We start from the raw sequence: 24000 nt of genomic DNA on the forward strand, positions 1-24000 counted from the left end.
ATCATTATCTCTCGAGCGCAAGGTAAAACACGCTTTCCGGCTCGTTTCCAATTAGTTGGAGCATTGAACCCAAGCCCGACAGGATATTACGAAGGCAATCAAGCGCGCACCAATCCACAAGCTATTTTGCGCTACCTTGGTCGATTATCTGGACCACTGTTAGATCGCTTTGATATGTCTTTAGAAATCCCAGCTTTGCCCAAAGGGACATTAGCAGAAGGAGGTGATCGCGGTGAGCCGACTGCTATCGTAAAAGCGCGTGTGAGCCATGCGCGTAACAATATGCTAAACCGCAGTGGTAAGGTCAATGCACTGCTAGGTAGTCGAGAAATTGAGGCATTTTGTCCCTTGCATAAGAGTGATGCTGAGTTTCTTGAAACCGCTTTGCATCGTTTAGGGCTTTCGATTCGTGCGTATCATCGTATTATCAAAGTGGCGCGAACAATCGCCGATCTGGATGGGGCGGAGCAAATTGAACGAACGCACTTGGCCGAGGCACTTGGGTATCGAGCGATGGACCGTTTACTGAAACAGCTTACGGCGCAAGCGGTATAGACAGCAAAGTGTCATCGCAACAAGTGTTGTAAGCCCCTTGTTGCGATGAAGGGCGTTAGAAGGTGTAGTTGAGACCAAGCGACAATAGGTACTCTTTCTCCTCATAAAACGTGATATTCGAGTCAGTTTGGCTATAGCCGGCTAAAGAAATGAACGACCAGTCTTGCCAGTCAAATACGTTTTGATATTCGTAGGCCGCAAATAGGCTGATGGTGTCGTCATTTCGTGTTTTAGCAAAAGTTTGGCTAGCTCCTTGATAGTCTTTCCATGCATAACCCGCGGTGAGAGCCAATCGATGGCGATTGATAAATTTAAACCAGCTGATGTCAAACCCGTATGAATCAAATGATTCCGCCTTACCGTCGGCATCTTGATTGATGTAGGTGAAAGCGGGTTGCAACATAGACGTTTGGTTGAGTGGAATGCGATAGTCGCCTTTGACATAGTAAAGGTTAGCATCGCGAGCAAGTGAGCGGTCTGTCACTTCCTCCTGCTCGATGTCTTTATCAGCATAAGCAAGATCAAGGTTGAAGTTCCTATCAATTAACCCTTTGATCTGAAAGCGATATGCATTGCCGTCAACATCCGTCTCTTTACGTGCGGTTCCTACTTGATAAGGGTTGCGCCAAGTTTCGCCTTTGAGTACCGTCGGCAGATAGGAAACATCGAGCACGGTGCCAGATTGTAGCTCGTGTTGATAGCCCAACTGAAAAGCGAGTGTACCTACCGCGACATCTGAGCGTGTGGTACCGGCGTAAACTTGGTGGTTGAGTCGGCTACCAAAGGTGTATGTCACACTCCCTAGCGGTGCAGCGATAACAGAACTGTCACTATCGGCACGCTTATCGAGAGAATCGATGGTGTTACTATTTTCTGTATTGAAATTGGATTCTGATGATATGAATCCGGCATTCAGCGAAATTTCACCGCCAAAACCTGCGGTTTCAGCGAGTTGAGCCTGAGCAGAACTGACGACAAAGGCCAAAGGCAAGAGAAGTAGCCTTGGTTTCATTCGTTATCTCCTTGTTGTCGAATGAATGGTGCACATATTGGTTGCGGTAACAAATCTGACCATTTCCACGCATGTTCCAATGTGGCAAAGGCGCAGTATAATTACACGCTGTTTTATTCTTCACACATTATCACTGTTGTTTGACTATCATGTTGGCATATTTGTTATTTTTTTTTAACGCTTCTTTTGTGATTCTCAATTCTGCGGTTTGTTCACTCGCAATTTGTGTTATCGCTGTATTTAAAATATTGCTTCCTGGCGTAAAGCTAAAAGCACTAGCGACCGTTTGTGCCAATAAGGTGATGTGGTTATGGGCTACCGTTAATGCGTGCATTCTGGCGGTATCTAACCGTGTTGAGTGGGATGTTCAGGGCGGTGAAGCGCTTAAAAAAGACGGGTGGTATCTGCTGATCAGTAACCATCTCAGTTGGACAGATATTGTTGTGCTTTGCTGCGTGTTTAAAGACCGTATTCCCATGCCGAAGTTTTTCCTCAAGCAACAACTGCTGTATGTGCCTTTCATCGGGATGGCGTGTTGGGCGCTCGATATGCCATTTATGCGTCGCTATTCGCGAGAGTATCTGATCCGCAACCCTCATAAGCGAGGTAAAGATTTAGAGACGACACGTCGCTCGTGCGCTAAATTCAAATACACTCCAACCACAGTGGTTAACTATGTCGAAGGAACCCGATTTACCGAAGAAAAGCAGCGTAAGAGTAAAGCAAACTATCAATATTTGCTGCAACCAAAGTCGGGCGGGATTGCGTACACGTTAGCGGCGATGGGGGAGCAGTTCGAGAGCATTATCGACGTTACGTTGGCGTACCCAGAAAATACGCATAAACCGTTCAAGGATTTATTGATGGGCCGCATGAGCAAGGTGGTTGTGCGTGTAAATGTGTTACCCGTTGATGAAAGAGTGCTTGGTGATTACTTCAACGATAAGCCCTATAAGCGACAATTTCAGCAATGGTTGGGGGATGTGTGGCAAGAAAAAGATCGGTTGCTACAAGAGATTTACAAATAAACAAAAGGGGAGCGACGTGCTCCCCTTTTGATTGATATCGATGTGCTTATTTTAGTGTCAGCAAGTAGTTCACCAGAGAGAAGTACTCATCCATCGTTTTGATGCTTTGTGCTTGAACTAGGTATTTGTTGTTAACGATAACCGCAGGAACGCCGGTTAGACCGCTGTTTTCAAATTGCTTGTCCATACGGCGAACCATTGAATCAACCGCGAAGCCTTTGAATGCAGAATCGAATTTTTTCGCATCTACACCTTCATCAAGGAAGATTTGACGAAGTTCTTCATCATTACGTGGTGCTTTCTTTAGATTGTGGATGCGGTTAAACATCACTGGCACCATTTTGTCTTCCACTTTTAGTGCAACCATCGTTGCGTAGGCTTTGCTCATTGATGGGCCCATGTTGCCACCCATGAAAGAAACGTGGTTTTTTAATAGCTTAGTACCTTCTGGCAACTGCTTTTTCAGTTGCTGGATAACTGGTTCAAAGCTATTACAGTGCGGGCAGTAGAAAGAGAAAAACTCCGTCACAAGAGGTTTTTTTGATGCCTCAAGATCCAATACTTTGTAATGTTCACCTTCTTTGAATTGCGCTGCATGTGCCGACAGGCTTAACATCAGCATAGAAAACAGTGCGAACAGTTTTTTCATCGAAATATCTCCATTTTTGAATTTTTGGCCTGACTTACCATTGAGGCATTAAAGACAGCGGTGCTTCTTCTAAAGCGGCGATCTGCTCTTTAAATGCAAGGACCTGACCTTCCCAGTATTTTGGCTCATTAAACCATGGAAAAGCGAGAGGAAATGCAGGGTCATGCCAACGTTTTGCTAGCCATGCCATATAGTGCACCATTCGTAGACCGCGAAGTGGCTCGATTAGTTTCAATTCTGCAGGATTAAAGTCGCAAAACTCTTGGTAAGCCTCTAAAACAATATCCAACTGCATCAGTTTGTCTTGGCGTTCACCGTTCAATAGCATCCATAAGTCTTGTACTGCAGGGCCGTTACGAGCGTCATCCAAATCAACAAACATAGGGCCATCTCGCCACAAAATATTGCCTGGGTGGCAATCGCCATGCAAACGAATGATATTGAAGCCTTCTTGCCAGTGGCTTTCAATTGATTTGATCAGCATATCCAAGTCATTGAAGAAGCTGTTCTCCAAGTGCATTGGAATCATATTGGCGTTTTGCAGAATCTCTCTTGGTTGATACAGGTATTCTTGTAAGCCAATAGTAGGACGATGTTGGAAGGCTTGGCGGCTGCCGACTTTATGGATTCGGCCAAGGAAACGCCCTACACCTTCGAGCTGATCTAAATTGTCAACCTCGTATTGGCGACCACCCACGCTATCAAACAGCGCAAAAGCATAGCCTTGATAGTGATGCAGGGTTTCACCGTTGATGCGCACAGGTGGTGCGACGGGGATCTCATTGCCAATCAGCTCTAAAGTAAAGTCGTGTTCCTCTTGGATCTGTTCATTGCTCCAACGTTCAGGACGGTAAAACTTGACGACATAACGACGACGCTCTTCGTCAGTGAATTGATAAACACGGTTTTCGTAGCTATTGAGGGGAAGAAAGCCTGATTCTGCGCGAACGCCGATGCTTTCTAACGCGTACCACATAAAGTCTGGGGTAAGGGCGTCAAAGTTAAACATACTTTGGGACATATAAACAAAAAGGCTCATTACTGAGCCTTTTTCCGTTAGTCACTGAAGTAGCGCTATAGTTTTTTAATAAAACGGCTTTCTACTTCAATGGTGAATTCGTTGCTCTTATCGGTGAGTATAAACTGAATTGTCGTAATCGCAGAGTTTAGCTTGTCAGGGTCGGCACCAAGACTCATTGGCAGGTTCAATACCTCACCTGGCTGGACCTGAATTGTCTGCTTACCATACCAGCTTACATCGGATAGCCCTTCAACATCCAACGAGTACTCTTGCACTTGCTGAGTTTTGTTGATCACCTTGAGGGTGTAGGTGTTTTCTACTTCTCCCGAGCTATTAACGCGGAACAGTTGGTTACGGTCGCGAATAACACTCATGCCTGCTGGGTCTACCGCTGCAATTTGGGCAAAGAACAGACCAATCATGACCAGTAGCACAGCTCCATAGCCCAGCAGCTTCGGACGCATGACTTTGGTACTCTTACCCGATAAGCGGTGCTCGGTGGTGTAACTAATTAGGCCTTTCTCGTAGCCCATGCGATCCATGGTGTTGTCACACGCATCAATACAGGCGCCACAGTTGATACATTCATACTGCAAGCCGTCACGAATATCGATACCTGTTGGGCACACCTGCACACACAAATCACAATCAATACAATCACCCAAACCAAGTTGCTTTGGATCGGCTTTACGCGGACGTGGGCCACGTTTTTCCCCACGTTTTGCATCGTAGCCAACGATGAAGGTGTCTTTATCAAACATGGCAGACTGGAAGCGCGCGTAAGGACACATGTGAATACACATGATGGAACGCATCCAACCAGCATTACCATAAGTACAAATGGCAAAGAACATTACCCAAAAGACGGGCCAGAAGTTGGCGTTAAAGGTGAAAAAGTCGATAACCAATTGCTTCATTGGTACGAAGTAGCCAACAAAAGTAAAACCAGTGGCGAGCGCTATGGTAAACCAAGCTATATGTTTGACGGTTTTACGCATCGCTAAATTCGCCGTCAGCTTATTGGAGTCTTGTTTGCGGCGTTTATTGGCACTACCTTCGAGCTTCTCTTCAAACCAGATATACATGAAGGTCCAGACGGTTTGTGGGCAGAGATAGCCACACCAAACTCGACCTAAGAAGGTGGTAATAAAGAACAACCCAAACGCCGCGATCACAAATAGCAAGGCGAGTAGGGTAAGATCTTGCGGATACAATGTGGTACCGAAAAAGTTGAACTGCTGGTTGCCAATGTCGAGCAAGATCGCTTGACGTTCACCGTAAGGGATCCACGGTATCAAAGCGAAGAGAAGCAGTAAGAACCAACCACCGTAACGACGCAGTTTCTGGTAAGTCCCTTTGCTTTCGCGTACATAGATGCGATTACTTGGGTTGAACCGATCCCCATTCCCTTTATGAGTCTTAGGGTTGTAGGTTTTAGGAGTCACATCTTTGATATCGATCTTATCCTGACTCATGCACTCATCCTTCTTAGGCTTTTATAATGTACGGCGTCATTTCTATTGATGTCGCTCGATGACATTGCTACTTCGTCCTTATCATAAATCATGACCGGACATAATTATTTTAGTAAATACTGATGAACGGCGATTATACAATCAATAACAATTCCTTTTCTTTAACGCAGTCAATGTTTAACAACAAAAATCAGTACAGTTAACCTGATAATTGGCTGAACAGTTATAACCAATTGTGGGACTAAAAACTTTGGTTATAAAAAAGCGACTCACAGAGAGAGTCGCTTAAAGAATACTGGCTGTTGAGCTGGTTATTTGATGATGCCACGAGCGCGTAGGATCGCCGTTTTAAAATCGTCCTCTTGGTCTTTTTTGAGTCCAGGGATCATTTCATCTTTGCTGCTATTACGCATTTTAAGGTGGTAGATCAGTACATCGTCGGTCAGATCTTCTAGCTTTCCTTCATAGCCTGCTTCTTTTGCCAGCTTAACGATGAACTGCAATAGGTTCAGCTCCTGATCTTTATGCCATTCAGGCTCTAGTAGCTCAAGCAGCTCTTCAATGCGATGACACTTCATTTCTTTCTCCACAGAATTTATAGGTGTAATTAGCAGTAAAGGTACCAAATTGCTTTGCTAAGACCAAATAGGAAAAACGATCTCTTTCACCGTGGTTTGTTCTAAGTCTTTGAAGTTTTATGAGTTGCGTGCAAAGAAAAAAGCGCAGCTGGCGCCGCGCTTTTGATTAAGCTGCTTTGATAACTTTGGCCGGAACACTCGACATCATTGCTGTCTTCTCAACCAATGTCATTGCTGGCGCAACTTGCTTTGCCTTTGGTGCAGTAGTAAAGCCACTGCGGCGGCGCATTGCACTAGTATTAGTGTGTGCGAACCTGACTGTTGTTGGGCGCATTAATTTACCTAACTGTCAGGCATATCCATTGCCGATGTAATGGCCTGAATCATTATGAGCTAGGCTCCAACAAGATTGAAGAATCACTCTTCTGGCTCTCGCCAATCCAGTTAATGAGTCAGGAATACCGATATGCATGCATATCAAGTGTAAGATTAGCATCCTTGTAATAATTGGTCGATAGTTGAGCAATTGAATTGTTTAGATTTTGTCATTTTGTCGCGATGTTCGAGGCAATTTTTGTTTGATCCCACGATCAGCAGTAGTAGTATGAGATCTCGATGAAGGAGGTGCCTATGTCATTTTTGAAGAAGACACTTGCCAGTTTTGGGATTGGGAGCGCGAACGTCGACTCAATCTTAAACCAAGACGTGCTATACCCAGGTCAAAGTGTGGATGTGTCTATCCATGTATATGGTGGTGCGACTGAACAAGCGATCGACAACATTGATTTAAAACTCTGTTGCCGCTACATCGCAGAAGCCCCTGATGACCGTGGTGCGCGAGAAGGACACAGCATGCGCCGAGTACCTCAAACTCATGTGCTTGCTAAGTGGAGTCTCCCTTACGCATTTACCATCCATTCCGGCGAAGAGCGTACCTTCGATGTTAAGCTCGATGTGCCTTGGAACACGCCTATCACCATTGGTGATGCCAAAGTATGGTTAGAAACCGGCTTAGACGTTGCCGCTGCTTTGGATCCGACTGATAAAGACATCCTCACCGTTCGACCTGATCCACTGATGGATGCGGTACTATCTGCATTTGAAGCGCAAGGTTTACGAATTCGCCAGGTGGAATGCGAGGAAGTGAAAGGATTCGATCTACCATTTGTGCAAGAGTTTGAACTGGTGCCAACCGACGGACCTTACCACGGCGTGTGGCGCGAATTAGAATTTGTTGCCCACCGAAGTGAGCAAGAACTCAAGTTATGGTTTGAAGTTGACCGCACACGCAAGGGGCAAGGTGGCATGCTCGCGAGCTTACTGGGTAGTGGCAAACTCAAGCGAGAGCTGACCATCCCTGCCACGACTAAGCCAGATCAAGTTGGCGAACTGGTACTCAATTATCTCGATCAAACTACTGCCGTTCATGAGTCTTAATTTAAGCTTACACGTGTAAGCCTAATGTGCCATACTAGAGCAAATTTCAAACTCTAGTATAGGCGCATTGATGTCCGAGCTGCAGAAACCTCAATACAGTCAACGTGAAGAACTGGCCAATACCATCACCCACGGTATAGGGATGATTTTTGGTATTGTTGGCTTGATACTGCTGTTAGTTAAAGCCATAGACCATCAAGCTGACACTTTAACGCTTACCAGTATGGCGATTTATGGTGCGAGTATTATCGTGCTATTTTTGGCCTCGACGCTCTATCATGCGATCCCTTATCCCAAAGCGAAACGTTGGCTAAAAACCTTCGACCACTGTGCTATTTATCTTTTGATAGCAGGCAGCTATACCCCTTTCTTGTTAGTCAGCTTAAGAACACCTCTAGCATTTGGGTTGATGATCGTTATTTGGAGCATTGCGTTGATCGGCATCATCATGAAAGTTGCGTTCGTCTATCGATTTAAAAAGCTTTCTTTGATGACGTACTTGGTGATGGGATGGTTATCGTTGATTGTGATTTATCAATTAGCTATTAACTTGGATGTCGGCGGACTTACACTGCTTGCTGCTGGTGGAATTGTGTATTCACTAGGGGTAATTTTCTACGTCGCGAAGCGCATTCCCTTTAACCATGCGATTTGGCACGGCTTTGTTTTGGCTGGCTGCGTGTGCCATTTCTTTGCGATTTATTACTTTGTTGAGCCTATCTAGCCGATAGGCTCAACAAAGAATATTAAACACGTATTAGCGAGTTTTTACCTCTAGCACTTTGGCAGAAAACTGGTATTGCTGTGATTGCGGTACAGCCAATTTAATGCTCTTACCTTGTTCCGCTTGCTGTGGTCGCAGGTAGGTATCCGCCATGCGCTTGATGGATTGCCAAACCGTCACGTTTTCTTTTGCCAGTTGCTGACCAGACATATCAAACACTTGCACCTCAACTTCCACTTGAATGACAGATTGAGAGCTTTGGTTAGTGATTGATGTAGGTAAAATAAGCTCACCGCTTTGATAGCTTGCTGAACCAATCAATACATCCACACCTGAATCTGATAGCTGCATGGTTGGCTTTTTGGCGTTTACCACCACGGTCGTGCCAACGGTTTTCGTTACCACTGGAATTGTCGCAATCGCAGGAGCTGCGATTGTTTCAACTACGCTTGCTGTTGTTTGTGTCTCCGTCGCTTGCTGCGCCGGTTTTTTCATGACGTATTCCCAGGTAAAGTCATCGTTCAACTTCACTTCTCGACCATCAGCTAAAGTGATGACCTCGGCGGCGTATGTGGATGAGGCGGCAAGTAGGGTCGCCAGAGTAATCCATGTTTTCATTGTTATACCTTTTAATTAGAGTCTGCTTAGCGGCGCCAAAACGCAGGAAAGAACAGTACAAGAATAGTCAGAATTTCCAAGCGGCCCATTAACATCCCAAAGCTTAAGAGCCATTTGGCAGTATCGGGCAGAGGCGCGAAGTTGCCTGTTGGGCCAATCACACTGCCCATACCAGGGCCAACATTGGCAACGGCGGTGATTGAGCCAGAAATACTGGTCACAGGGTCGAGGCCTAGTGCACTTAAACAACCCGCGATAAAGATAATAGTGATAAAAAACATCAAGCCAAATGCCACCACTGAGCGAACAATATCATCATTCACCGGTCGCTGGTTATAACGCTGTACAAACACTCCTGAAGGGTGAATCAACTTCATCATTTGTTTGTTTAGCAGCGTCATTGCAATTTGGAAGCGGAAGATTTTGATCCCGCCAGACGTTGATCCTGAGCATGCCCCCGCCATCATTAAGAATGCGAAAAGAGTGGTGGGTAATGCGCCCCATGCGGTGAAGTCTTCTAAGCCAAAGCCAGTTGTGGTGACGACAGAGACAATATTAAACATCGACACTCGCAGGGCATCCAAAATGGTGTACCCATCTCGAATCACTAACCAAGCTGAAATCACTAAGCTTGAGAATACGAACAGGTACGCAAATCCTCTAACTTGAGCGTCGTTAACCAACACATCAATACGGCGTTTACGTAACGCGGCGATAAAGAGCAAAAACGGCAAACCACCTAAGAACATAAAGGTAGTGGCCACCCAGTGTGCGCCATTAGAGAAGTGGTTCATTGACCCATCAGATGTAGAGTATCCACCCGTCGATAGCGTAGTAAAGGCATGGTTGATTGCTTCGAACAGGTTCATGCCAGTGACCAAGTAGCCCAAAATACATAAGCCCGTTAGCATTAAATAAACCGCTACGATGTTTTTGGCGACCGTTTTCGCTCTTGGACTACTTTTATCCGACCAATCTGATGATTCGGTTTGGAATAGCTTCATACCACCGACATTCAGCATAGGTAACACTGCTACCGCCATCACGATAAAACCAATGCCACCAAGCCACTGTAAAATAGAGCGCCATAGCAAGATGCTCGGCGCCATGTTGTCTAGGCCACTGAGCACCGTTGAGCCCGTCGTGGTGATACCCGACATCGTTTCGAAGTAGGCGTCGGTGAAGCTGATGTGGTTGATAAACACAAATGGCAAGGCGGCAAACGCACTCGCGATGGTCCAAACCAAACTGGTGATGAGGAACATATCGCGTACGCTGAGTTTGAACTTGGCGGTTCGACCTATCGTTAGGCAGATGAAGGCGGCAAGGTGCGTGATCACAACGGCTTGGGCGAAATCGAGGAATCCCCCCGTACCGGTAAAGAAAGCGACCAAAGTCGGCACGTACATAAACAGGGCCAGTTTGGATAAAACTAGCCCGATAACAAACAGTACGGGACGTAAGTTGACCATAGGAAAATCCTAGAGGAAGAATGGACTCGGCTGGAATAGCGCTTCGACGTCTGATACGTATTTTTTGTTGACCAGGAACATCACCACATGGTCATCCTGCTCGATGACCGTACGGTCGTGGGCAATAAGAACTTCTTCGCCACGAACGATAGCACCAATGGTGGTCCCAGGTGGAAGTTTTATATCTCCAATTGCACGTCCAACCACTTTAGATGTACTTTCATCACCGTGAGCGACGGCTTCAATCGCTTCCGCAGCACCGCGGCGAAGTGAGGACACGTTTACGATATCAGCGCGACGAACGTGCGTTAGCAAGGCTGAAATAGTGGCTTGCTGAGGTGAGATTGCTACATCAATTACGCCGCCTTGTACCAGGTCTACATAAGCGCCACGTTGGATCAGCACCATCACTTTTTTGGCGCCCATGCGTTTTGCCAACATTGCAGACATGATGTTGGTTTCATCTTCGTTGGTCAGCGCGATGAAGACGTCGACTTGGTCGATGTTCTCTTCCGAGAGAAGCTCTTGGTCTGCCGCATCACCGCAGAACACGATGGTGTTTTCTAGTTGCTCAGAGAGCTTTTCTGCACGCTGGTAGTTACGCTCAATCAGCTTCACGCTGTAAGTTTGCTCTAGGCGTTTTGCCAAGCTTGCGCCGATGTTACCCCCGCCAACAATCATGATGCGGCGGTACGGTTTTTCTAGGCGCTGAAGCTCACTCATCACTGAGCGAATATGATTACTTGCTGCAACGAAGAACACTTCATCGTCGGCTTCAATGATGGTGGTACCTTGTGGGCGAATCGGGCGACCCTGGCGGAAAATAGCCGCCACACGGGTATCGATGTGCGGCATGTGCTCACGCAAAGCAGACAGCGCATTACCCACCAGCGGGCCACCATAGTAGGCTTTCACCGCCACTAGGCTGACTTTCTGTTCAGCAAAGCTCACCACTTGCAGCGCGCCTGGGTATTGGATCAGACGTTCGATGTAGCTCGTGACGAGTTCTTCTGGTGCGATAAGGTGATCAACAGGAATAGCGCCAGATTTAAACAGGGCTTCTTTTTCTGCCAAGTATTCTGGAGAGCGAATACGTGCAACGCGGTTTGGGGTATTGAATAGAGTGAACGCGACCTGACAGGCAGCCATGTTGGTTTCATCAGTGTTGGTTACTGCGACGAGCATATCGGCGTCTTGCGCGCCAGCTTCATGCAGCACGTCTGGGTGGCTCGCATGGCCATTGACCACACGCAGGTCGTATTTGTCCTGCAATTCACGCAGTCGGTCGGCATTATTGTCGACGATGGTGATGTCGTTGTTTTCACCCACTAGGTTTTCTGCCAGTGTGCCGCCAACCTGACCTGCACCAAGAATAATGATCTTCATACTCTTTTCTCGTATCTGAAAAAGGCGATTGAAATCACTCCAATCGCCCTATTTAGCATGCTGTTACGCGTGTGTTTTAGTTAGCACTGCGTAGTAGAAACCATCCATATCTTCTTCGCCTGGTAGAATTTGACGACCAGGCTGGTCGGGATCAGAATCCAGCAGTTGCGCATCCGCGGTACGTGCTAAAAACGCTTTTACTTGCTCCACGTTTTCTTGCGGTGTGATTGAACAAGTCGCGTAAACCATTGTGCCGCCGGGTTTCAGTTGCGTCCACATGGCATCAAAAATTTCACTCTGTAGCTCTGCTAATGCGGCGATGTCGTCTGCACGACGTAGCCATTTGATGTCTGGGTGACGACGAATCACGCCAGTCGCAGAACATGGGGCATCCAGCAAAATGCGATCAAATTGCTCGCCTTGCCACCATTCTTGTGGATTACGCGCATCACCGCAAACCACTTTTGCCTGAAGGTTGAGACGCTTCAGGTTTTCATGCACACGTTTCAAGCGTGTGTCGTCGCAGTCAATCGCGACCACTTCACTGCCCGACGTGCGCTCTAGAATGTGCGCCGTCTTGCCACCTGGCGCAGCACAGCAATCTAAAATCCGTTCGCCGTCTTGTGGTTTTAGATAGTTGATCGAAAGCTGCGCCGCCGCATCTTGTACCGAAACCCAACCTATTTCAAAACCAGGTAGCTTCATCACATCACATGGTGCGGCCAATTTTATGGCGTCCATTGCTTCTGTGTGTGGCGTGCTATCAATGTTTTCATTTTTGAGCAGCGCAAGGTATTCATCACGAGTGTGGTGTTGATGGTTCACACGCAGCCACATTGGTGCTTTTTGGTTGTTCGCTTCAACAATGCTTTCCCATTGTTGTGGGTAGGCCTCTTGCAGCAGTTTTAGTAACCAGCTTGGGTGACCGTACTTGCCAGCGTTGTTGCTGACGGCCATTTGGTCGAGTTCTTCTTGGTTGCGCTGGTAGTTACGCAATACCGCGTTAATCAAACCACGCAGACGAGGACCTTTCAGCTCTTTAGTGCCTTCAACCGTTTCACCAACTGCTGCGTGCGCAGGAATACGCATGAAGCTCAGTTGGTAAATACCAACCAGAATTAGGTGATGGAATACACGTTGTTTGCCTTTGAGCGGCTTATCCATCAACTGGTTTGCGATCATTTCTAGGCGAGGGAGGTAACGTAGCGCACCGTAACAGATCTCTTGTAACAGAGCGTGGTCACGAGGTCGTACCGTTTGTTGAGCCGCTGGAAGAGCGCTTGAAAGTGAGTGGCCCTTGTCGACGACAAGATACAGGACGTTAGCAGCCGCAGCGCGAACATTCATGATGAGTACCTTAAAGTAAAGGAGGGCATCTCTGCCCTCTAAAAGTTCGTATAATTGGGGATGATAACCCCTAATATGGCTTAAACCAGCAGAGTGCCAACTTCAAACCAAGCCGCACGCGAATTCAGAATATCCTGAACTGACATGGCTTTTTTGCCAGGAACTTGCAGTTGCTCTAGCACCAGTACGCCGTTGCCTGTCGCAACATAAATACCGGTTTTATCTGCTTGTACGATGGTGCCGGCTGGCTTGTCACTGGTTTGCTCTGCCACACGGCTTTGCCATACTTTGATGCTGTTTTCTGCCGCCTCAAAGTGGCTCATTGGCCATGGGTTAAATGCACGAACGCAGCGCTCAATGTGCGCCGCATCGTCGTTCCAGTTGATGCGTGCTTCTTCTTTGCTGAGCTTTTTCGCATAGTTCGCTAGCTCATCGTCTTGCTTCACTGGCACTGCTTTACCCGCAGCAATGTCTACTAGGCAGTCAATCAGGGCTTCTGGACCAAGCTCAGCCAATTTTTCGTACATTGAAGCGCTGGTATCTGTCGCTTCGATTGGCAGAGTTGCAATCTTCAGCATATCACCAGTGTCGAGACCGATGTCCATCTGCATGATGGTCACGCCAGTTTCTGCATCGCCCGCCCAAATAGAGCGTTGGATTGGAGCCGCACCACGCCAACGAGGTAGGATAGAACCATGTACGTTGATACAACCCAGTTTAGGGGTATCAAGAACCGCTTGTGGCAGCAGCATACCGTACGCCACGACAACCATGAGGTCGGCGTTCAGATCGGCAAGTTCTTGTTTCGCTTCGTCGGACTTAAAGCTTTCAGGTTGGTAAACCGGGATATTGTGTTCTAGCGCCAGTTGTTTTACCGGTGGCGCAGCCATTTTTTTGCCACGACCCGCTGGACGATCTGGGTTTGTGTAAACCGCGATGACTTCATGCTCCGAAGACAACAACGCCGCCAAGTGACGGGCGGCGAAATCCGGAGTACCTGCAAAGACAATTCGTAAAGACTGACTCAAGGTAGACTTCCTTCTAATTGGTATGGTTCGAGATTAAGCGTTTTGCTGCTTCTCGTTAAAGCGTTTGATTTTCGCTAGCTTGTCCTGAATGCGTTTGCGTTTCAGTGGCGATAGGTAATCCACGAACAGCTTACCTTGTAAGTGATCAAGCTCGTGTTGAACACAAATCGCTAGCAGGTCGTCGGCTTCAAAGGTGAACTCTTTGCCATCACGATCCAGTGCTTTAACGGTAACTTCTGCAGCGCGAGGCACAAGTGCGCGCGCACCTGGTACCGACAGACAGCCTTCTTCGATGCCATCTTCGCCACGCTTTTCCAGAATCTCAGGGTTGATTAGCACCATCGGCTCATCGCGAGTTTCTGAAATATCAATCACTACGATACGTTTGTGGATATCAACCTGCGTTGCAGCAAGGCCAATACCTTCTTCGTCGTACATGGTTTCAATCATGTCATCGACGATTTTTTGAATCTCAGGTGTCACCGCTTCAACAGGCTTTGCGACTGTGCGCAGGCGATCATCCGGGAATGTTAATACTTGTAATACAGACATATTCACTCGAAATATTGAACTGTGCCGAAACAGCACAAACCTTGTTGGCTCAATTCTAGACATTTTATAGCCTAAATGACAGCATCCTTGCACCAATTTCCATTCTGGTTCCTGCTTAATAGACCAAGGACGAGGGTCATGAATCGAATTTTCCGCAACGTTGCCAGTGTTACGTTGCCGTTACTTTTCTCTTTCAACGCTGTAGCAAATGTGGATGCGAACCCACTGACTGTTAAAGATGATGCGCCACAAACATATGTAGTTGTGAAGGGCGATACGCTATGGGATATTTCGGCCATGTACTTAGATAGCCCGTGGTTGTGGCCTCGTTTATGGCAAGTAAACCCGGAAATCGATAACCCTCATTTAATTTATCCCGGTGACAAGCTGTCTTTGGTGTGGATTAACGGTCAGCCCGTGTTGAGCCTAAAACCGGTTAAGAAGCTGAGCCCGAAAGCTCGCATCACAGAAAAGAAAGCCGTACCAACGGTCGCGGAAGGTTTGGTGATGCCTTACCTTAAATCGGATCGGTTGCTAGATAAAGATTCGTTGAACAGAGCAGCAAAAGTGATGGGTAGCAGCAAAGGCAGTAAGTATCTGACTGCAGGAGATGTGCTGTATATCAATGGCAATCAGACCGCGACAGGTTGGGCTATTTATCGACCAGTAGCTACCTTTTCGCGTGACGATGTGTCCGAAGAGATTACCGCGCTGCGTTTGATTGCCAAAGGCGAGCTCGTTGAAGCTTCGAGTGATTATTCAGGTTTGAAGCTTAAATCGCAAATGCAAGAAATCCTACGTAACGATATCGCGTTGCCAAATCAATCGGTTGAGAATACTGACTTCACGACTACGTTCTATCCGCTGCCGTCGCCACAAGGCAGTTCTGCAAAGTTGCTAGGTAATATCGAAGGTATTCGCTTTAGTTCAACTAACCAAGTCGTGGTGATTGATAAAGGCACGTCAGATAATCTCAAGCAAGGCAGTGTGTTTGATTTAAAAGAAGACGCGCACCCAGTTTACAAAGACGGCGATGAGTTCAAGAAAGAGTTTGGCGTGCTTGATAAGAAAATCACTTTGCCTCAAAGCAAAGTTGGTGAGTTGCTGGTCATTCGTCCTTATGAGTACTTTAGCTTGGCACTGATCACTAACAGTACGAAACCCATTAACCAAGATATTTCGGTGGTGTCACCGTTGGCGGACGAATTAACCATCGATGAATCGACGAAATAACGATGATCTCGCTGCCTGGTTAAAACTGAGTTGTTTACCAGGCATTGGCGGCGTCAAAATGAATAAGCTACTGGCAAGAGACACGCCACGTAAAATCGTAAACTTCTCTCCTGAACAGCTACAACAACTTGGGTTAACAACTAAGCAAATTCAAGCTTGGGCTTCAACAGATAAAGAAGTCGATGCTTGTTTAAGCTGGCTTGAGGCTTCTACAAATCATCATATCCTGACACTGACTGACCCGCGTTATCCACCTCAACTCAAACAAATCGTTGCACCGCCACCTCTACTTTTTGTTCAAGGAAACCCTACTTGTCTCTCTCAGCCACAAATCGCGATGGTTGGCAGTCGAAATGCGAGTATTGATGGATTACAGCATGCACGTCAGTTTGCTGCAGAGTTTGTTCAGCACGATTTTATTGTCACCAGTGGTCTCGCTTTAGGCATTGATGGTCATGCGCATGATGGTGCGTTGCAAGCGGGTGGTAAGACGATTGCGGTGCTAGGATCTGGCTTAGAAAATATTTATCCGGCACGTCATCGTGGTTTAGCGCAACGTGTTATTGAACATGGGGCTTTGGTGTCTGAGTTTCGGCCTAATGCCAAGCCGCACCCAGAAAACTTCCCGCGTCGTAATCGTATTATTAGTGGATTATCGCTTGGTGTACTGGTCGTCGAGGCGGCGAAAAAGAGCGGCTCGTTAATTACAGCTCGTTACGCGCTTGAGCAAGGTCGAGAAGTATTTGCTCTGCCAGCGTCAATCAATGCCCCCAATGCCTGCGGTGGAAACCAGTTGATACGTCATGGCGCTTGCCTCGTAGAAAAGACGAAAGATGTCTTAGATGAAATACAGTCCTTGCTTGATTGGTCTATTAATCAGAGTACCGATTTATTTTCTACGTTAAATGATGAAGAAGAATTGCCATTTCCTCAGCTGTTAGCTAACGTAGGAAGTGAAGCTACACCGGTTGATATTCTTGCAAACAGGACCAATATACCTGTCCAAGAAGTCATGATGCAGCTCTTAGAGTTAGAACTCTCTGGGCATGTCGTTGCGGTTTCAGGTGGCTATATTCGAAAGGGGAGGGGCTAGCTATGATGATGGATATACTGATGTATCTATTCGAAACCTACATCCATAGCGATGCAGAGTTACAGGTCGAACAAGACGAGTTGGAAGAAGAGTTGCTTCGTGCAGGCTTCCAACAAAAAGATATCTACAAAGCCCTTGTCTGGTTAGAAGAGCTTGCCGCATTGCAGCAAAGTGACACCTCTTCTGCAATCTCGACTTGCATGGCTTCGTCATCAACTCGTATCTACACAGCGAAAGAGATGCAGCGTTTAGATTTGGAATGCCGAGGATTTCTATTGTTTCTCGAGCAAATCAATGTGTTAACCACAGAAACTCGCGAAATGGTGATTGACCGAGTGATGGGATTAGAAACGAGTGAGTTTGAGCTTGAAGACCTCAAATGGATCATTCTGATGGTGCTGTTTAATGTGCCTGGCAACGAAAACGCTTACACGCTAATGGAAGAGCTGTTGTACACCAAGGAACAAGGGATTCTTCACTAACCATCTGGGCAAGTTCGAGTTTAACTAGAATAAACGCGAGCTTGTCTTTTTGTGTGCTTTTCACGAAACGGTAAGTATGAGTAGTAAAATCGACAACACCCTTTTCTCTGCCCATGAACACGCTTTGGAGCACGAGCCGTGTCCAAAATGTGGTGGTGAGCTGACCCTCAAACATGGCAAACACGGTCCCTTTCTTGGCTGTAGCCACTACCCAAGCTGTGATTACATCAAAGCCCTGCACAACAATGATGGACACATCGTGAAAGAGTTGGGTGTGCCTTGTCCTGAGTGTGGCAATGAGTTGGTACTCCGCCAAGGGCGCTACGGCATGTTTGTTGGTTGCAGTAACTATCCGGCGTGCCATCATATTGAGTCGATTAATCAACCAGAGCCAGAAAAACAGTCGCAAGAGCATCAAGCGTGTCCTGAATGCGGTAAAGGTCATTTAGTTGAACGTAAAACCCGATTTGGTAAAACCTTCTACGCATGTGACAACTACCCTAAATGCAAATTTGCTGTGAACCTTGCTCCGGTCAAGGGGCGATGCGAAGAGTGTGGTTTTACTCTGTTGGTGGAGAAGAAACTTGCCAGTGGTGTGAAATTGCAATGTGCCAACCGTAAGTGCCAGCACACCCAACAAGGGTAAATGAATTAAAGGAATTGAAAAGGGTCGCATCGTGCGACCCTTTTGCTATTTATTCTGCTGCTTTTCTAGGCTTGCCACTGCTTGGCAAATTCATGCACAGCAGGGAAAGTCTGTTCATCCAAAACATCTGCTAATGCACAAAGTTTGCGATTAAGTTCGCCAGTGTAGTCACCACAGACGTTGATGTGGCCCATCTTGCGACCCGCACGTTTTTCTTTGCCGTACCAATGAATGTGGCAACCATCCATCGCTAGCAATGCTTCTGGTAGTGTATCTTCACCAAGAATATTAATCATCGAGGTTTCACGAACCAACTTAGTGCTACCCAAAGGCATGCCACACACGGCGCGTAGGTGGTTCTCAAACTGACAGGTTTCTGCACCCTGTTGAGTCCAGTGACCAGAGTTGTGTACGCGTGGTGCGATTTCATTAACTAGCAAAGTACCGTCAACATCGAAGAACTCCAGCGCTAGCACACCAACGTAATTCAAGCTGTTGGCAACGGCCGTGAACATCTGTTTTGCTTGCTCTTGCAACTCTGGTGCATCAATCGCAGTAGAAAGGCTCAATACACCATTGGTGTGGACGTTCTCTGCGAGAGGGTACACTTCAACGCTCCCATCTTTACCGCGAGCACCAACCAGTGATACTTCGCGGTTAAAAGGAACAAACTCTTCAGCAACAATCGCTTGAGTTGGTGTTGCCGCGATGCACTCTGCCATCTCAGTCCAAATGTCTTCGACTTGAGAAGTTTCTTTTAAGCGCCACTGGCCTTTACCATCGTAACCACCCAATGCACTTTTCAGAACCATTGGCATACCAACGTGTTCAATTGCGCGGTCAAAGTCTTCACGAGTTTCAATGACGTAGTATTTCGCGTTGCGCACGCCAGCATCATCAAGCAGTGCCTTTTCAATACGGCGATCACCACCTGCTTTGATGGCTTGCGTACTTGGTAGGAACTTGCCGCTCGCTTCGCAAACTTTGAGCACGTCATGTGGAATATGCTCGAACTCGGCAGTAATCACATCAACTTGCGTAATCGCATTTTCCAAACCATGGCCAAGTACCTGTTGAGTTAAAGGGTGAACGACATCACCGTTGGTGACATCGTAAGCTGAAATTTGAATATTCAGTGGCGCACCAGCCAGAGACATCATACGAGCCAACTGACCCGCACCAAGAACCAGTACATGCATCTGATTAATCCTCTGCAGGGTTTGGATTTGCGAGAACTGTTTCCGTTTGCTCATTACGGAATGCTTCTACCTTCGCCATGATGTTTTCATCATGAGTGCCTAGGATTTGCGCTGCTAGGATACCGGCGTTTGCTGCGCCCGCTTCGCCAATCGCCAATGTACCAACCGCAATTCCCTTTGGCATCTGTACAATAGAAAGCAGTGAATCCATACCTTTCAGTGCACGAGACTGAACGGGAACCCCAAGCACTGGCAAACTAGTAAACGCCGCCGCCATACCTGGTAGGTGGGCTGCACCACCTGCGCCTGCGATGATAACTTTGATGCCGCGTTCTTTTGCGCCACTAGCGTAGTCAGCCAGTAATTGAGGAGTTCGGTGTGCTGACACGACTTTTGTTTCGTAAGGCACGCCAAATTGGTCTAGCATGTCCGCTGCTAGTTTCATGGTTGGCCAATCGGATTTAGAACCCATGATGATACCGACTTTCATCTCAAACTCCTTTAAGCTGCAAAAATTAGGTGAGCTATAAATTTGTGCGCATTATACGGGGATTTTTATCTCAAGCAAACGTTTGCGCCTTGTTGTTGGCGCTATTGATACATTTTATAAAAAAATTGCTTTAGTGTCTGAGAATGAATATTTGTACACTTAGTGAAAACAACACAGTCAAACAAATAGGAAGTAATCGGTGGATAACTTTGAACAAGTGCTCAACGCACTCAAGCAAGGCGAAGTGATTGCCTATCCAACAGAAGGGGTTTTTGGTGTCGGATGTGATCCAGATAACCCAGAAGCAATTCAAAAGCTATTAGAGCTCAAGCAGCGTCCGGTAGAAAAAGGGCTGATTCTCATCGCGGCAAGTTATGATCAGCTCTTGCCTTATATTGATGAATCTCAGTTGACTGGAGAACAATTACAGACTGTTCATGCCACTTGGCCAGGCCCATACACTTGGATCATGCCAGCGAGCGATAAAGTATCCAACTGGGTTTCAGGGCAGTTTGATTCAATTGCGGTTCGTGTGACTGATCATCCTTTGGTGCAAAAAATGTGTAATGCATTCGGAAAGCCGTTAACCTCTACCAGCGCGAATCTTTCCGGCTTACCACCGTGTATGACCACGGAAGAAGTCGAAGAGCAGTTGGGGGATAAGCTGGTCGCCATTCTTCGTGGCGAGACCAGCGGTCGTGATAAACCCAGCGAGATTCGTGACGCCAAAACTTCACAAATATTAAGACAGGGTTAACCCTGCTAGCCAGCCATCATTAGGTTTCACGTAATAGGTAATAACGTATGTCAGCGATCGATAAGCACGCCGTAAAGCAGTTCTTGATGTCACTTCAGGACTCCATTTGTCAGCAGTTAGAACAAGAAGATGGAAAGGCCGTCTTTGTCGAAGATGCATGGCAACGTGAAAAAGGAGAGCGTCTGGGTGGCGGTGGTCGCTCACGTGTTTTGCGTGATGGCCTTGTTTTCGAGCAGGGAGGCGTGAACTTCTCGCATGTGGAAGGGAAAGAAATGCCAGCATCTGCGACAGCGCATCGTCCAGAGCTAGCGGGTCGTCGTTTTGAAGCGATGGGTGTTTCTTTGGTTATTCACCCTAAAAACCCTTATGTACCGACTTCACACGCCAATGTCCGCTTCTTTATTGCAGAAAAAGATGGCGAAGACCCAATTTGGTGGTTTGGTGGTGGTTTTGACCTAACGCCGTTCTATCCATTTGAAGAAGATTGCCAATCATGGCACGACACTGCAAAACTGCTTTGTGCGCCATTTGGTGACGATGTTTACCAAGAGCATAAAGCATGGTGTGACAAATATTTCTTTCTACCACATCGTAATGAAACTCGCGGTGTTGGCGGTTTGTTCTTTGATGATCTAAACCAGTGGGAATTTGATAAGTGTTTTGCTTACATCAAAGCAGTCGGTGAAGGCTATTGCCAAGCTTACTTGCCGATCGTTTCTCGTCGTAAAGAGATCGAGTATGGTGAGCGTGAGCGTGAATTCCAACTATATCGTCGTGGCCGTTACGTAGAGTTCAACTTAGTGTATGACCGTGGTACCTTATTTGGTTTACAAAGCGGTGGGCGTACTGAGTCGATTCTGATGTCAATGCCGCCGCTCGCTCGCTGGGAGTACTGCTACGAGCCAGAAGCGGGATCGCCAGAAGCTGAACTTTACGAGCGATACCTAACGCCACGAGAGTGGTAAGCACGGAATCTCCTTTTCTATATAGATAGATAGTGATAGGGTCATCTGTAATCAGGTGGCCCTGTTTTCTCTATATCTAAGTAAGGAACAAAGGTAAGGAAATGACCCAGCAAATCGATCGCTATGCCGTGTTTGGTAATCCTATCGGACACAGTAAGTCGCCATTCATTCACACCTTGTTTGCTCGTCAAACTAATCAATCTTTGGTGTATACCGCAGAAAGTGCACCTGTTGATGGTTTTATTGACGCGGCGAAGGTGTTTTTTGCTGAAGGTGGCAAGGGGTGCAACATCACTATGCCATTTAAAGAAGATGCTTATCAATTTGCTAGTCGATTGACAGAACGGGCTCAGTTAGCAGGCGCGGTAAATACCCTCAAGAAGTTAGACGATGGTGAAATCATCGGTGACAACACTGATGGTGCAGGTTTAGTGCAAGATCTGCTTCAGCATCAGGTTGTATTGGAAGGCGCGCGAATCCTAATTATTGGCGCTGGTGGTGCAGCTCGTGGTGTTATTAAGCCACTACTCGATCAAAAGCCGACCTCTTTAACCATTACCAACCGTACCTTTAGTAAAGCACAGGAGCTTGCAGAGCTGTTTGTCTCTCACGGTCCTATCCGCGCCAAAGAGATGGCAAGTATTGATGAAGAGTATGATGTCATCATTAACTCCACATCCGCTTCTCTAAGTGGTGAACTGCCGACTATTTCATCCTCCATCTTTGCCGCTAACAGTACAAGCTATGACATGATTTATGGCAAAGGGGTGACGAGCTTTAACTTATGGGCAAAAGAGAATGGTGCCGCTCATGCGTATGACGGTCTTGGAATGTTAGTTGGGCAGGCTGCGGAAAGCTTTATGCTTTGGCGTGGCTTACGTCCTGGTGCTAAACAAGTTCTCAGAGAACTAAGAAAGAACCTTGAAGGTCAATAAGCGATGAATCAATCCATCTTATTCCCAGATATTCAATCATGGGATGAAGTATCACAATCGGTAAACTTTTCGGCGCAACAATCAGGCGCGCTAATAGAGTGCTTTGTGACGAAACAAAAGTTAGAAAAGCTCAGTGGTTCACTGATTGAAACTGAGCAAGCGGCAATTAAAGTGTTTACTGATTACCGATTCGACCTAGAAGAAATGGCTGAAGAGCTAATAGAAGATGAAGCCTTCAACGAAGAAGGCCATATCATCATCGGTTAACAGGGCTTTAGTTCAAGTCTTTTACTTCATTTAAGTAGTCGTTTTTGTTCTGCACATAGTTATTGGCAGACTTTTGCAAGAAAGCTCGTTCTTTTTCTGATAGAGGGCGAGCTTGTTTTACTGGGCTTCCAACATATAAGTAGCCACTTTCTAATACTTTCCCAGGTGGCACTAAACTGCCTGCTCCGATCATCACCTCTGACTCAATTACAACAGCATCTAAAACAATAGCTCCCATACCAACCAAAACACGATCGTGGATCTGACAACCGTGCAGCATCACTTTGTGGCCAATCGTAACGTCATTACCAATAATCAATGGGTAGCCGTTTGGGTTTTCGGCGTTCTTATGGGTGACATGCAAAACACTGCCATCTTGAATATTCGTTCGATCACCAATGTGAATGTGGTTTACATCACCTCGCGCTGCTACCAGTGGCCAAATGCTAGAATCATCGCCAATTCGGATATCACCGACTAAAACAGAGGTTGGGTCAACGTAAACACGCTCACCAAGTTCAGGCTTTATACCTTTGTAGCTTCTCATTGAGCTCATCTTTTTTCCTTATTCAGGGCGATTACAGGGTGTATGGAGGTAGAATAGTAGTGAAAACTCGCCTTTTAGAATAAAAAACACCCAAACGATAAAAAAATCAAAAAAAACGAGAAAAAGGGCTTGCCAATGTGATCGCAATCTCTATAATGCCACCTCGCTGACACGGCAACGCTTTGAAGCTTAAGTTTCGAAAGTAAGAAGCCAAGTTAGCAAGCCAAATTAGCCAAGCAGAAACGCTTGAAGAAAGTTTGAAAAAAGTGATTGACACTAAACTTTAACTCGCTAAAATGGCCGTCCTGTTTTGAGTAAAGCTCAACAGGAAAGCTCTTTAACAATATAGACCTATCAATCTGTGTGGGCACTCGTTGATGATAATCCAAATAGTTTCTTCGGAAACAATTTAGGTTTCAATGATACGAAGTGACCATTGAATCGAAAGATTCAGCACAGTCAATTCAAACATTACTTATGTAATGTTCAGTATTCATTGAGCCG

At 46.5% G+C, this 24000-nt stretch carries 27 protein-coding genes; 12 read left to right on the top strand and 15 right to left on the bottom strand.

What is annotated here, in order from left to right:
* A partial coding sequence (locus IQP38_RS26450) for an ATP-binding protein (protein ID WP_228010071.1) occupies nucleotides 1-555 on the top strand: 555 nt, incomplete at its 5' end.
* A gap of 55 nt (nucleotides 556-610) precedes the next feature.
* On the opposite strand, the gene IQP38_RS14090 is transcribed toward IQP38_RS26450, so the two are convergent.
* Complete coding sequence (locus IQP38_RS14090) at nucleotides 611-1567, bottom strand: DUF2860 domain-containing protein (RefSeq protein WP_017635604.1); 957 nt, start codon at nucleotides 1565-1567, stop codon at nucleotides 611-613.
* Nucleotides 1568-1716: 149 nt separating this feature from the next.
* Between IQP38_RS14090 and IQP38_RS14095 the strand changes: the two genes are divergently transcribed.
* Nucleotides 1717-2595, top strand: coding sequence for an acyltransferase (locus IQP38_RS14095; protein ID WP_053304041.1), 879 nt, complete (start codon nucleotides 1717-1719; stop codon nucleotides 2593-2595).
* 46 nt (nucleotides 2596-2641) lie between these two features.
* Here IQP38_RS14095 and IQP38_RS14100 read toward each other — a convergent pair whose 3' ends face one another.
* From IQP38_RS14100 to IQP38_RS14120, 5 genes are all read right to left on the bottom strand, one after another.
* Entirely contained in the window at nucleotides 2642-3244 is a 603-nt protein-coding gene (locus tag IQP38_RS14100; protein ID WP_005379036.1) for a thiol:disulfide interchange protein DsbA/DsbL, read from the bottom strand.
* Between the two features lie 34 nt (nucleotides 3245-3278).
* A complete protein-coding gene (locus IQP38_RS14105) occupies nucleotides 3279-4265 on the bottom strand; it encodes a serine/threonine protein kinase (protein ID WP_031777274.1) in 987 nt (328 codons plus the stop codon).
* 53 nt (nucleotides 4266-4318) lie between these two features.
* Nucleotides 4319-5740 carry a cytochrome c oxidase accessory protein CcoG gene (gene ccoG, locus IQP38_RS14110; RefSeq protein ID WP_053304040.1) on the bottom strand — a complete coding sequence of 474 codons (1422 nt, stop codon included), beginning with the start codon at nucleotides 5738-5740 and terminating at the stop codon, nucleotides 4319-4321.
* Nucleotides 5741-6051: 311 nt separating this feature from the next.
* Nucleotides 6052-6318, bottom strand: a complete 267-nt coding sequence (locus IQP38_RS14115; RefSeq protein WP_017821571.1) for a YihD family protein — start codon at nucleotides 6316-6318, stop codon at nucleotides 6052-6054.
* Nucleotides 6319-6484: 166 nt separating this feature from the next.
* A complete protein-coding gene (locus tag IQP38_RS14120) occupies nucleotides 6485-6652 on the bottom strand; it encodes a hypothetical protein (protein ID WP_005379043.1) in 168 nt (55 codons plus the stop codon).
* Between the two features lie 296 nt (nucleotides 6653-6948).
* On the opposite strand from IQP38_RS14120, the gene IQP38_RS14125 reads away from it, so the two are divergent.
* Nucleotides 6949-7755 carry a sporulation protein gene (locus tag IQP38_RS14125; RefSeq protein ID WP_017635607.1) on the top strand — a complete coding sequence of 269 codons (807 nt, stop codon included), beginning with the start codon at nucleotides 6949-6951 and terminating at the stop codon, nucleotides 7753-7755.
* 70 nt (nucleotides 7756-7825) lie between these two features.
* Nucleotides 7826-8479 carry a PAQR family membrane homeostasis protein TrhA gene (trhA, locus tag IQP38_RS14130; protein WP_005386658.1) on the top strand — a complete coding sequence of 218 codons (654 nt, stop codon included), beginning with the start codon at nucleotides 7826-7828 and terminating at the stop codon, nucleotides 8477-8479.
* A gap of 33 nt (nucleotides 8480-8512) precedes the next feature.
* Here the strand turns inward: trhA and IQP38_RS14135 are convergent, their stop codons facing one another.
* The 6 genes from IQP38_RS14135 to def all read right to left on the bottom strand — a co-directional run bounded on the left by IQP38_RS14135 (nucleotide 8513) and on the right by def (nucleotide 14882).
* Nucleotides 8513-9097 (bottom strand): DUF3157 family protein, encoded by a 585-nt coding sequence (locus IQP38_RS14135; protein WP_005379050.1) that lies wholly within the window; start codon nucleotides 9095-9097, stop codon nucleotides 8513-8515.
* A 26-nt stretch (nucleotides 9098-9123) separates the two neighbouring features.
* A complete protein-coding gene (locus IQP38_RS14140; RefSeq protein WP_005386656.1) occupies nucleotides 9124-10569 on the bottom strand; it encodes a TrkH family potassium uptake protein in 1446 nt (481 codons plus the stop codon).
* Between the two features lie 9 nt (nucleotides 10570-10578).
* On the bottom strand, nucleotides 10579-11955 hold the full coding sequence (gene trkA, locus IQP38_RS14145; RefSeq protein WP_005379062.1) for a Trk system potassium transporter TrkA: 1377 nt from the start codon (nucleotides 11953-11955) through the stop codon (nucleotides 10579-10581).
* 63 nt (nucleotides 11956-12018) lie between these two features.
* Nucleotides 12019-13302 (bottom strand): 16S rRNA (cytosine(967)-C(5))-methyltransferase RsmB, encoded by a 1284-nt coding sequence (gene rsmB, locus IQP38_RS14150; protein WP_017635608.1) that lies wholly within the window; start codon nucleotides 13300-13302, stop codon nucleotides 12019-12021.
* A gap of 80 nt (nucleotides 13303-13382) precedes the next feature.
* Nucleotides 13383-14330 (bottom strand): methionyl-tRNA formyltransferase, encoded by a 948-nt coding sequence (gene fmt / locus IQP38_RS14155; protein WP_017635609.1) that lies wholly within the window; start codon nucleotides 14328-14330, stop codon nucleotides 13383-13385.
* A 33-nt stretch (nucleotides 14331-14363) separates the two neighbouring features.
* Nucleotides 14364-14882: a peptide deformylase gene (gene def / locus IQP38_RS14160; protein ID WP_005379068.1), complete on the bottom strand. Its 519-nt coding sequence runs from the start codon at nucleotides 14880-14882 to the stop codon at nucleotides 14364-14366.
* Between the two features lie 138 nt (nucleotides 14883-15020).
* Between def and IQP38_RS14165 the strand changes: the two genes are divergently transcribed.
* From IQP38_RS14165 to IQP38_RS14180, 4 genes are all read left to right on the top strand, one after another.
* Nucleotides 15021-16115, top strand: a complete 1095-nt coding sequence (locus IQP38_RS14165) for a LysM peptidoglycan-binding domain-containing protein (RefSeq protein ID WP_193837682.1) — start codon at nucleotides 15021-15023, stop codon at nucleotides 16113-16115.
* Complete coding sequence (dprA, locus tag IQP38_RS14170) at nucleotides 16099-17208, top strand: DNA-processing protein DprA (protein WP_193837683.1); 1110 nt, start codon at nucleotides 16099-16101, stop codon at nucleotides 17206-17208. Before IQP38_RS14165 ends, dprA begins: the two co-directional genes overlap by 17 nt.
* A gap of 2 nt (nucleotides 17209-17210) precedes the next feature.
* Complete coding sequence (locus IQP38_RS14175) at nucleotides 17211-17690, top strand: DUF494 family protein (RefSeq protein WP_005379074.1); 480 nt, start codon at nucleotides 17211-17213, stop codon at nucleotides 17688-17690.
* 76 nt (nucleotides 17691-17766) lie between these two features.
* Nucleotides 17767-18336: a type I DNA topoisomerase gene (locus IQP38_RS14180; protein WP_005379078.1), complete on the top strand. Its 570-nt coding sequence runs from the start codon at nucleotides 17767-17769 to the stop codon at nucleotides 18334-18336.
* A 65-nt stretch (nucleotides 18337-18401) separates the two neighbouring features.
* On the opposite strand, the gene IQP38_RS14185 is transcribed toward IQP38_RS14180, so the two are convergent.
* A complete protein-coding gene (locus IQP38_RS14185; protein ID WP_193837684.1) occupies nucleotides 18402-19535 on the bottom strand; it encodes a 5-(carboxyamino)imidazole ribonucleotide synthase in 1134 nt (377 codons plus the stop codon).
* A gap of 4 nt (nucleotides 19536-19539) precedes the next feature.
* On the bottom strand, nucleotides 19540-20025 hold the full coding sequence (purE, locus tag IQP38_RS14190) for a 5-(carboxyamino)imidazole ribonucleotide mutase (protein WP_005379082.1): 486 nt from the start codon (nucleotides 20023-20025) through the stop codon (nucleotides 19540-19542).
* 199 nt (nucleotides 20026-20224) lie between these two features.
* Here purE and IQP38_RS14195 point away from each other — a divergent pair, with 199 nt between their 5' ends.
* From IQP38_RS14195 to IQP38_RS14210, 4 genes are all read left to right on the top strand, one after another.
* Complete coding sequence (locus IQP38_RS14195; protein WP_065274970.1) at nucleotides 20225-20782, top strand: L-threonylcarbamoyladenylate synthase; 558 nt, start codon at nucleotides 20225-20227, stop codon at nucleotides 20780-20782.
* Nucleotides 20783-20829: 47 nt separating this feature from the next.
* Entirely contained in the window at nucleotides 20830-21747 is a 918-nt protein-coding gene (hemF, locus tag IQP38_RS14200) for an oxygen-dependent coproporphyrinogen oxidase (RefSeq protein WP_065274969.1), read from the top strand.
* A gap of 101 nt (nucleotides 21748-21848) precedes the next feature.
* A complete protein-coding gene (gene aroE / locus IQP38_RS14205) occupies nucleotides 21849-22682 on the top strand; it encodes a shikimate dehydrogenase (protein ID WP_065274968.1) in 834 nt (277 codons plus the stop codon).
* Nucleotides 22683-22685: 3 nt separating this feature from the next.
* The gene (locus IQP38_RS14210; protein WP_005379090.1) at nucleotides 22686-22949 is read left to right on the top strand and encodes a DUF1488 domain-containing protein; all 264 of its coding nucleotides are present in this window, start codon (nucleotides 22686-22688) and stop codon (nucleotides 22947-22949) included.
* A gap of 7 nt (nucleotides 22950-22956) precedes the next feature.
* On the opposite strand, the gene IQP38_RS14215 is transcribed toward IQP38_RS14210, so the two are convergent.
* The gene (locus tag IQP38_RS14215) at nucleotides 22957-23505 is read right to left on the bottom strand and encodes a gamma carbonic anhydrase family protein (RefSeq protein ID WP_033906568.1); all 549 of its coding nucleotides are present in this window, start codon (nucleotides 23503-23505) and stop codon (nucleotides 22957-22959) included.
* Nucleotides 23506-24000 lie beyond the last annotated feature (495 nt).

Origin of the sequence: Vibrio sp. OPT41, from assembly GCF_015163595.1 — a bacterium.
Taxonomy (GTDB): Bacteria; Pseudomonadota; Gammaproteobacteria; order Enterobacterales; family Vibrionaceae; genus Vibrio; species Vibrio alginolyticus.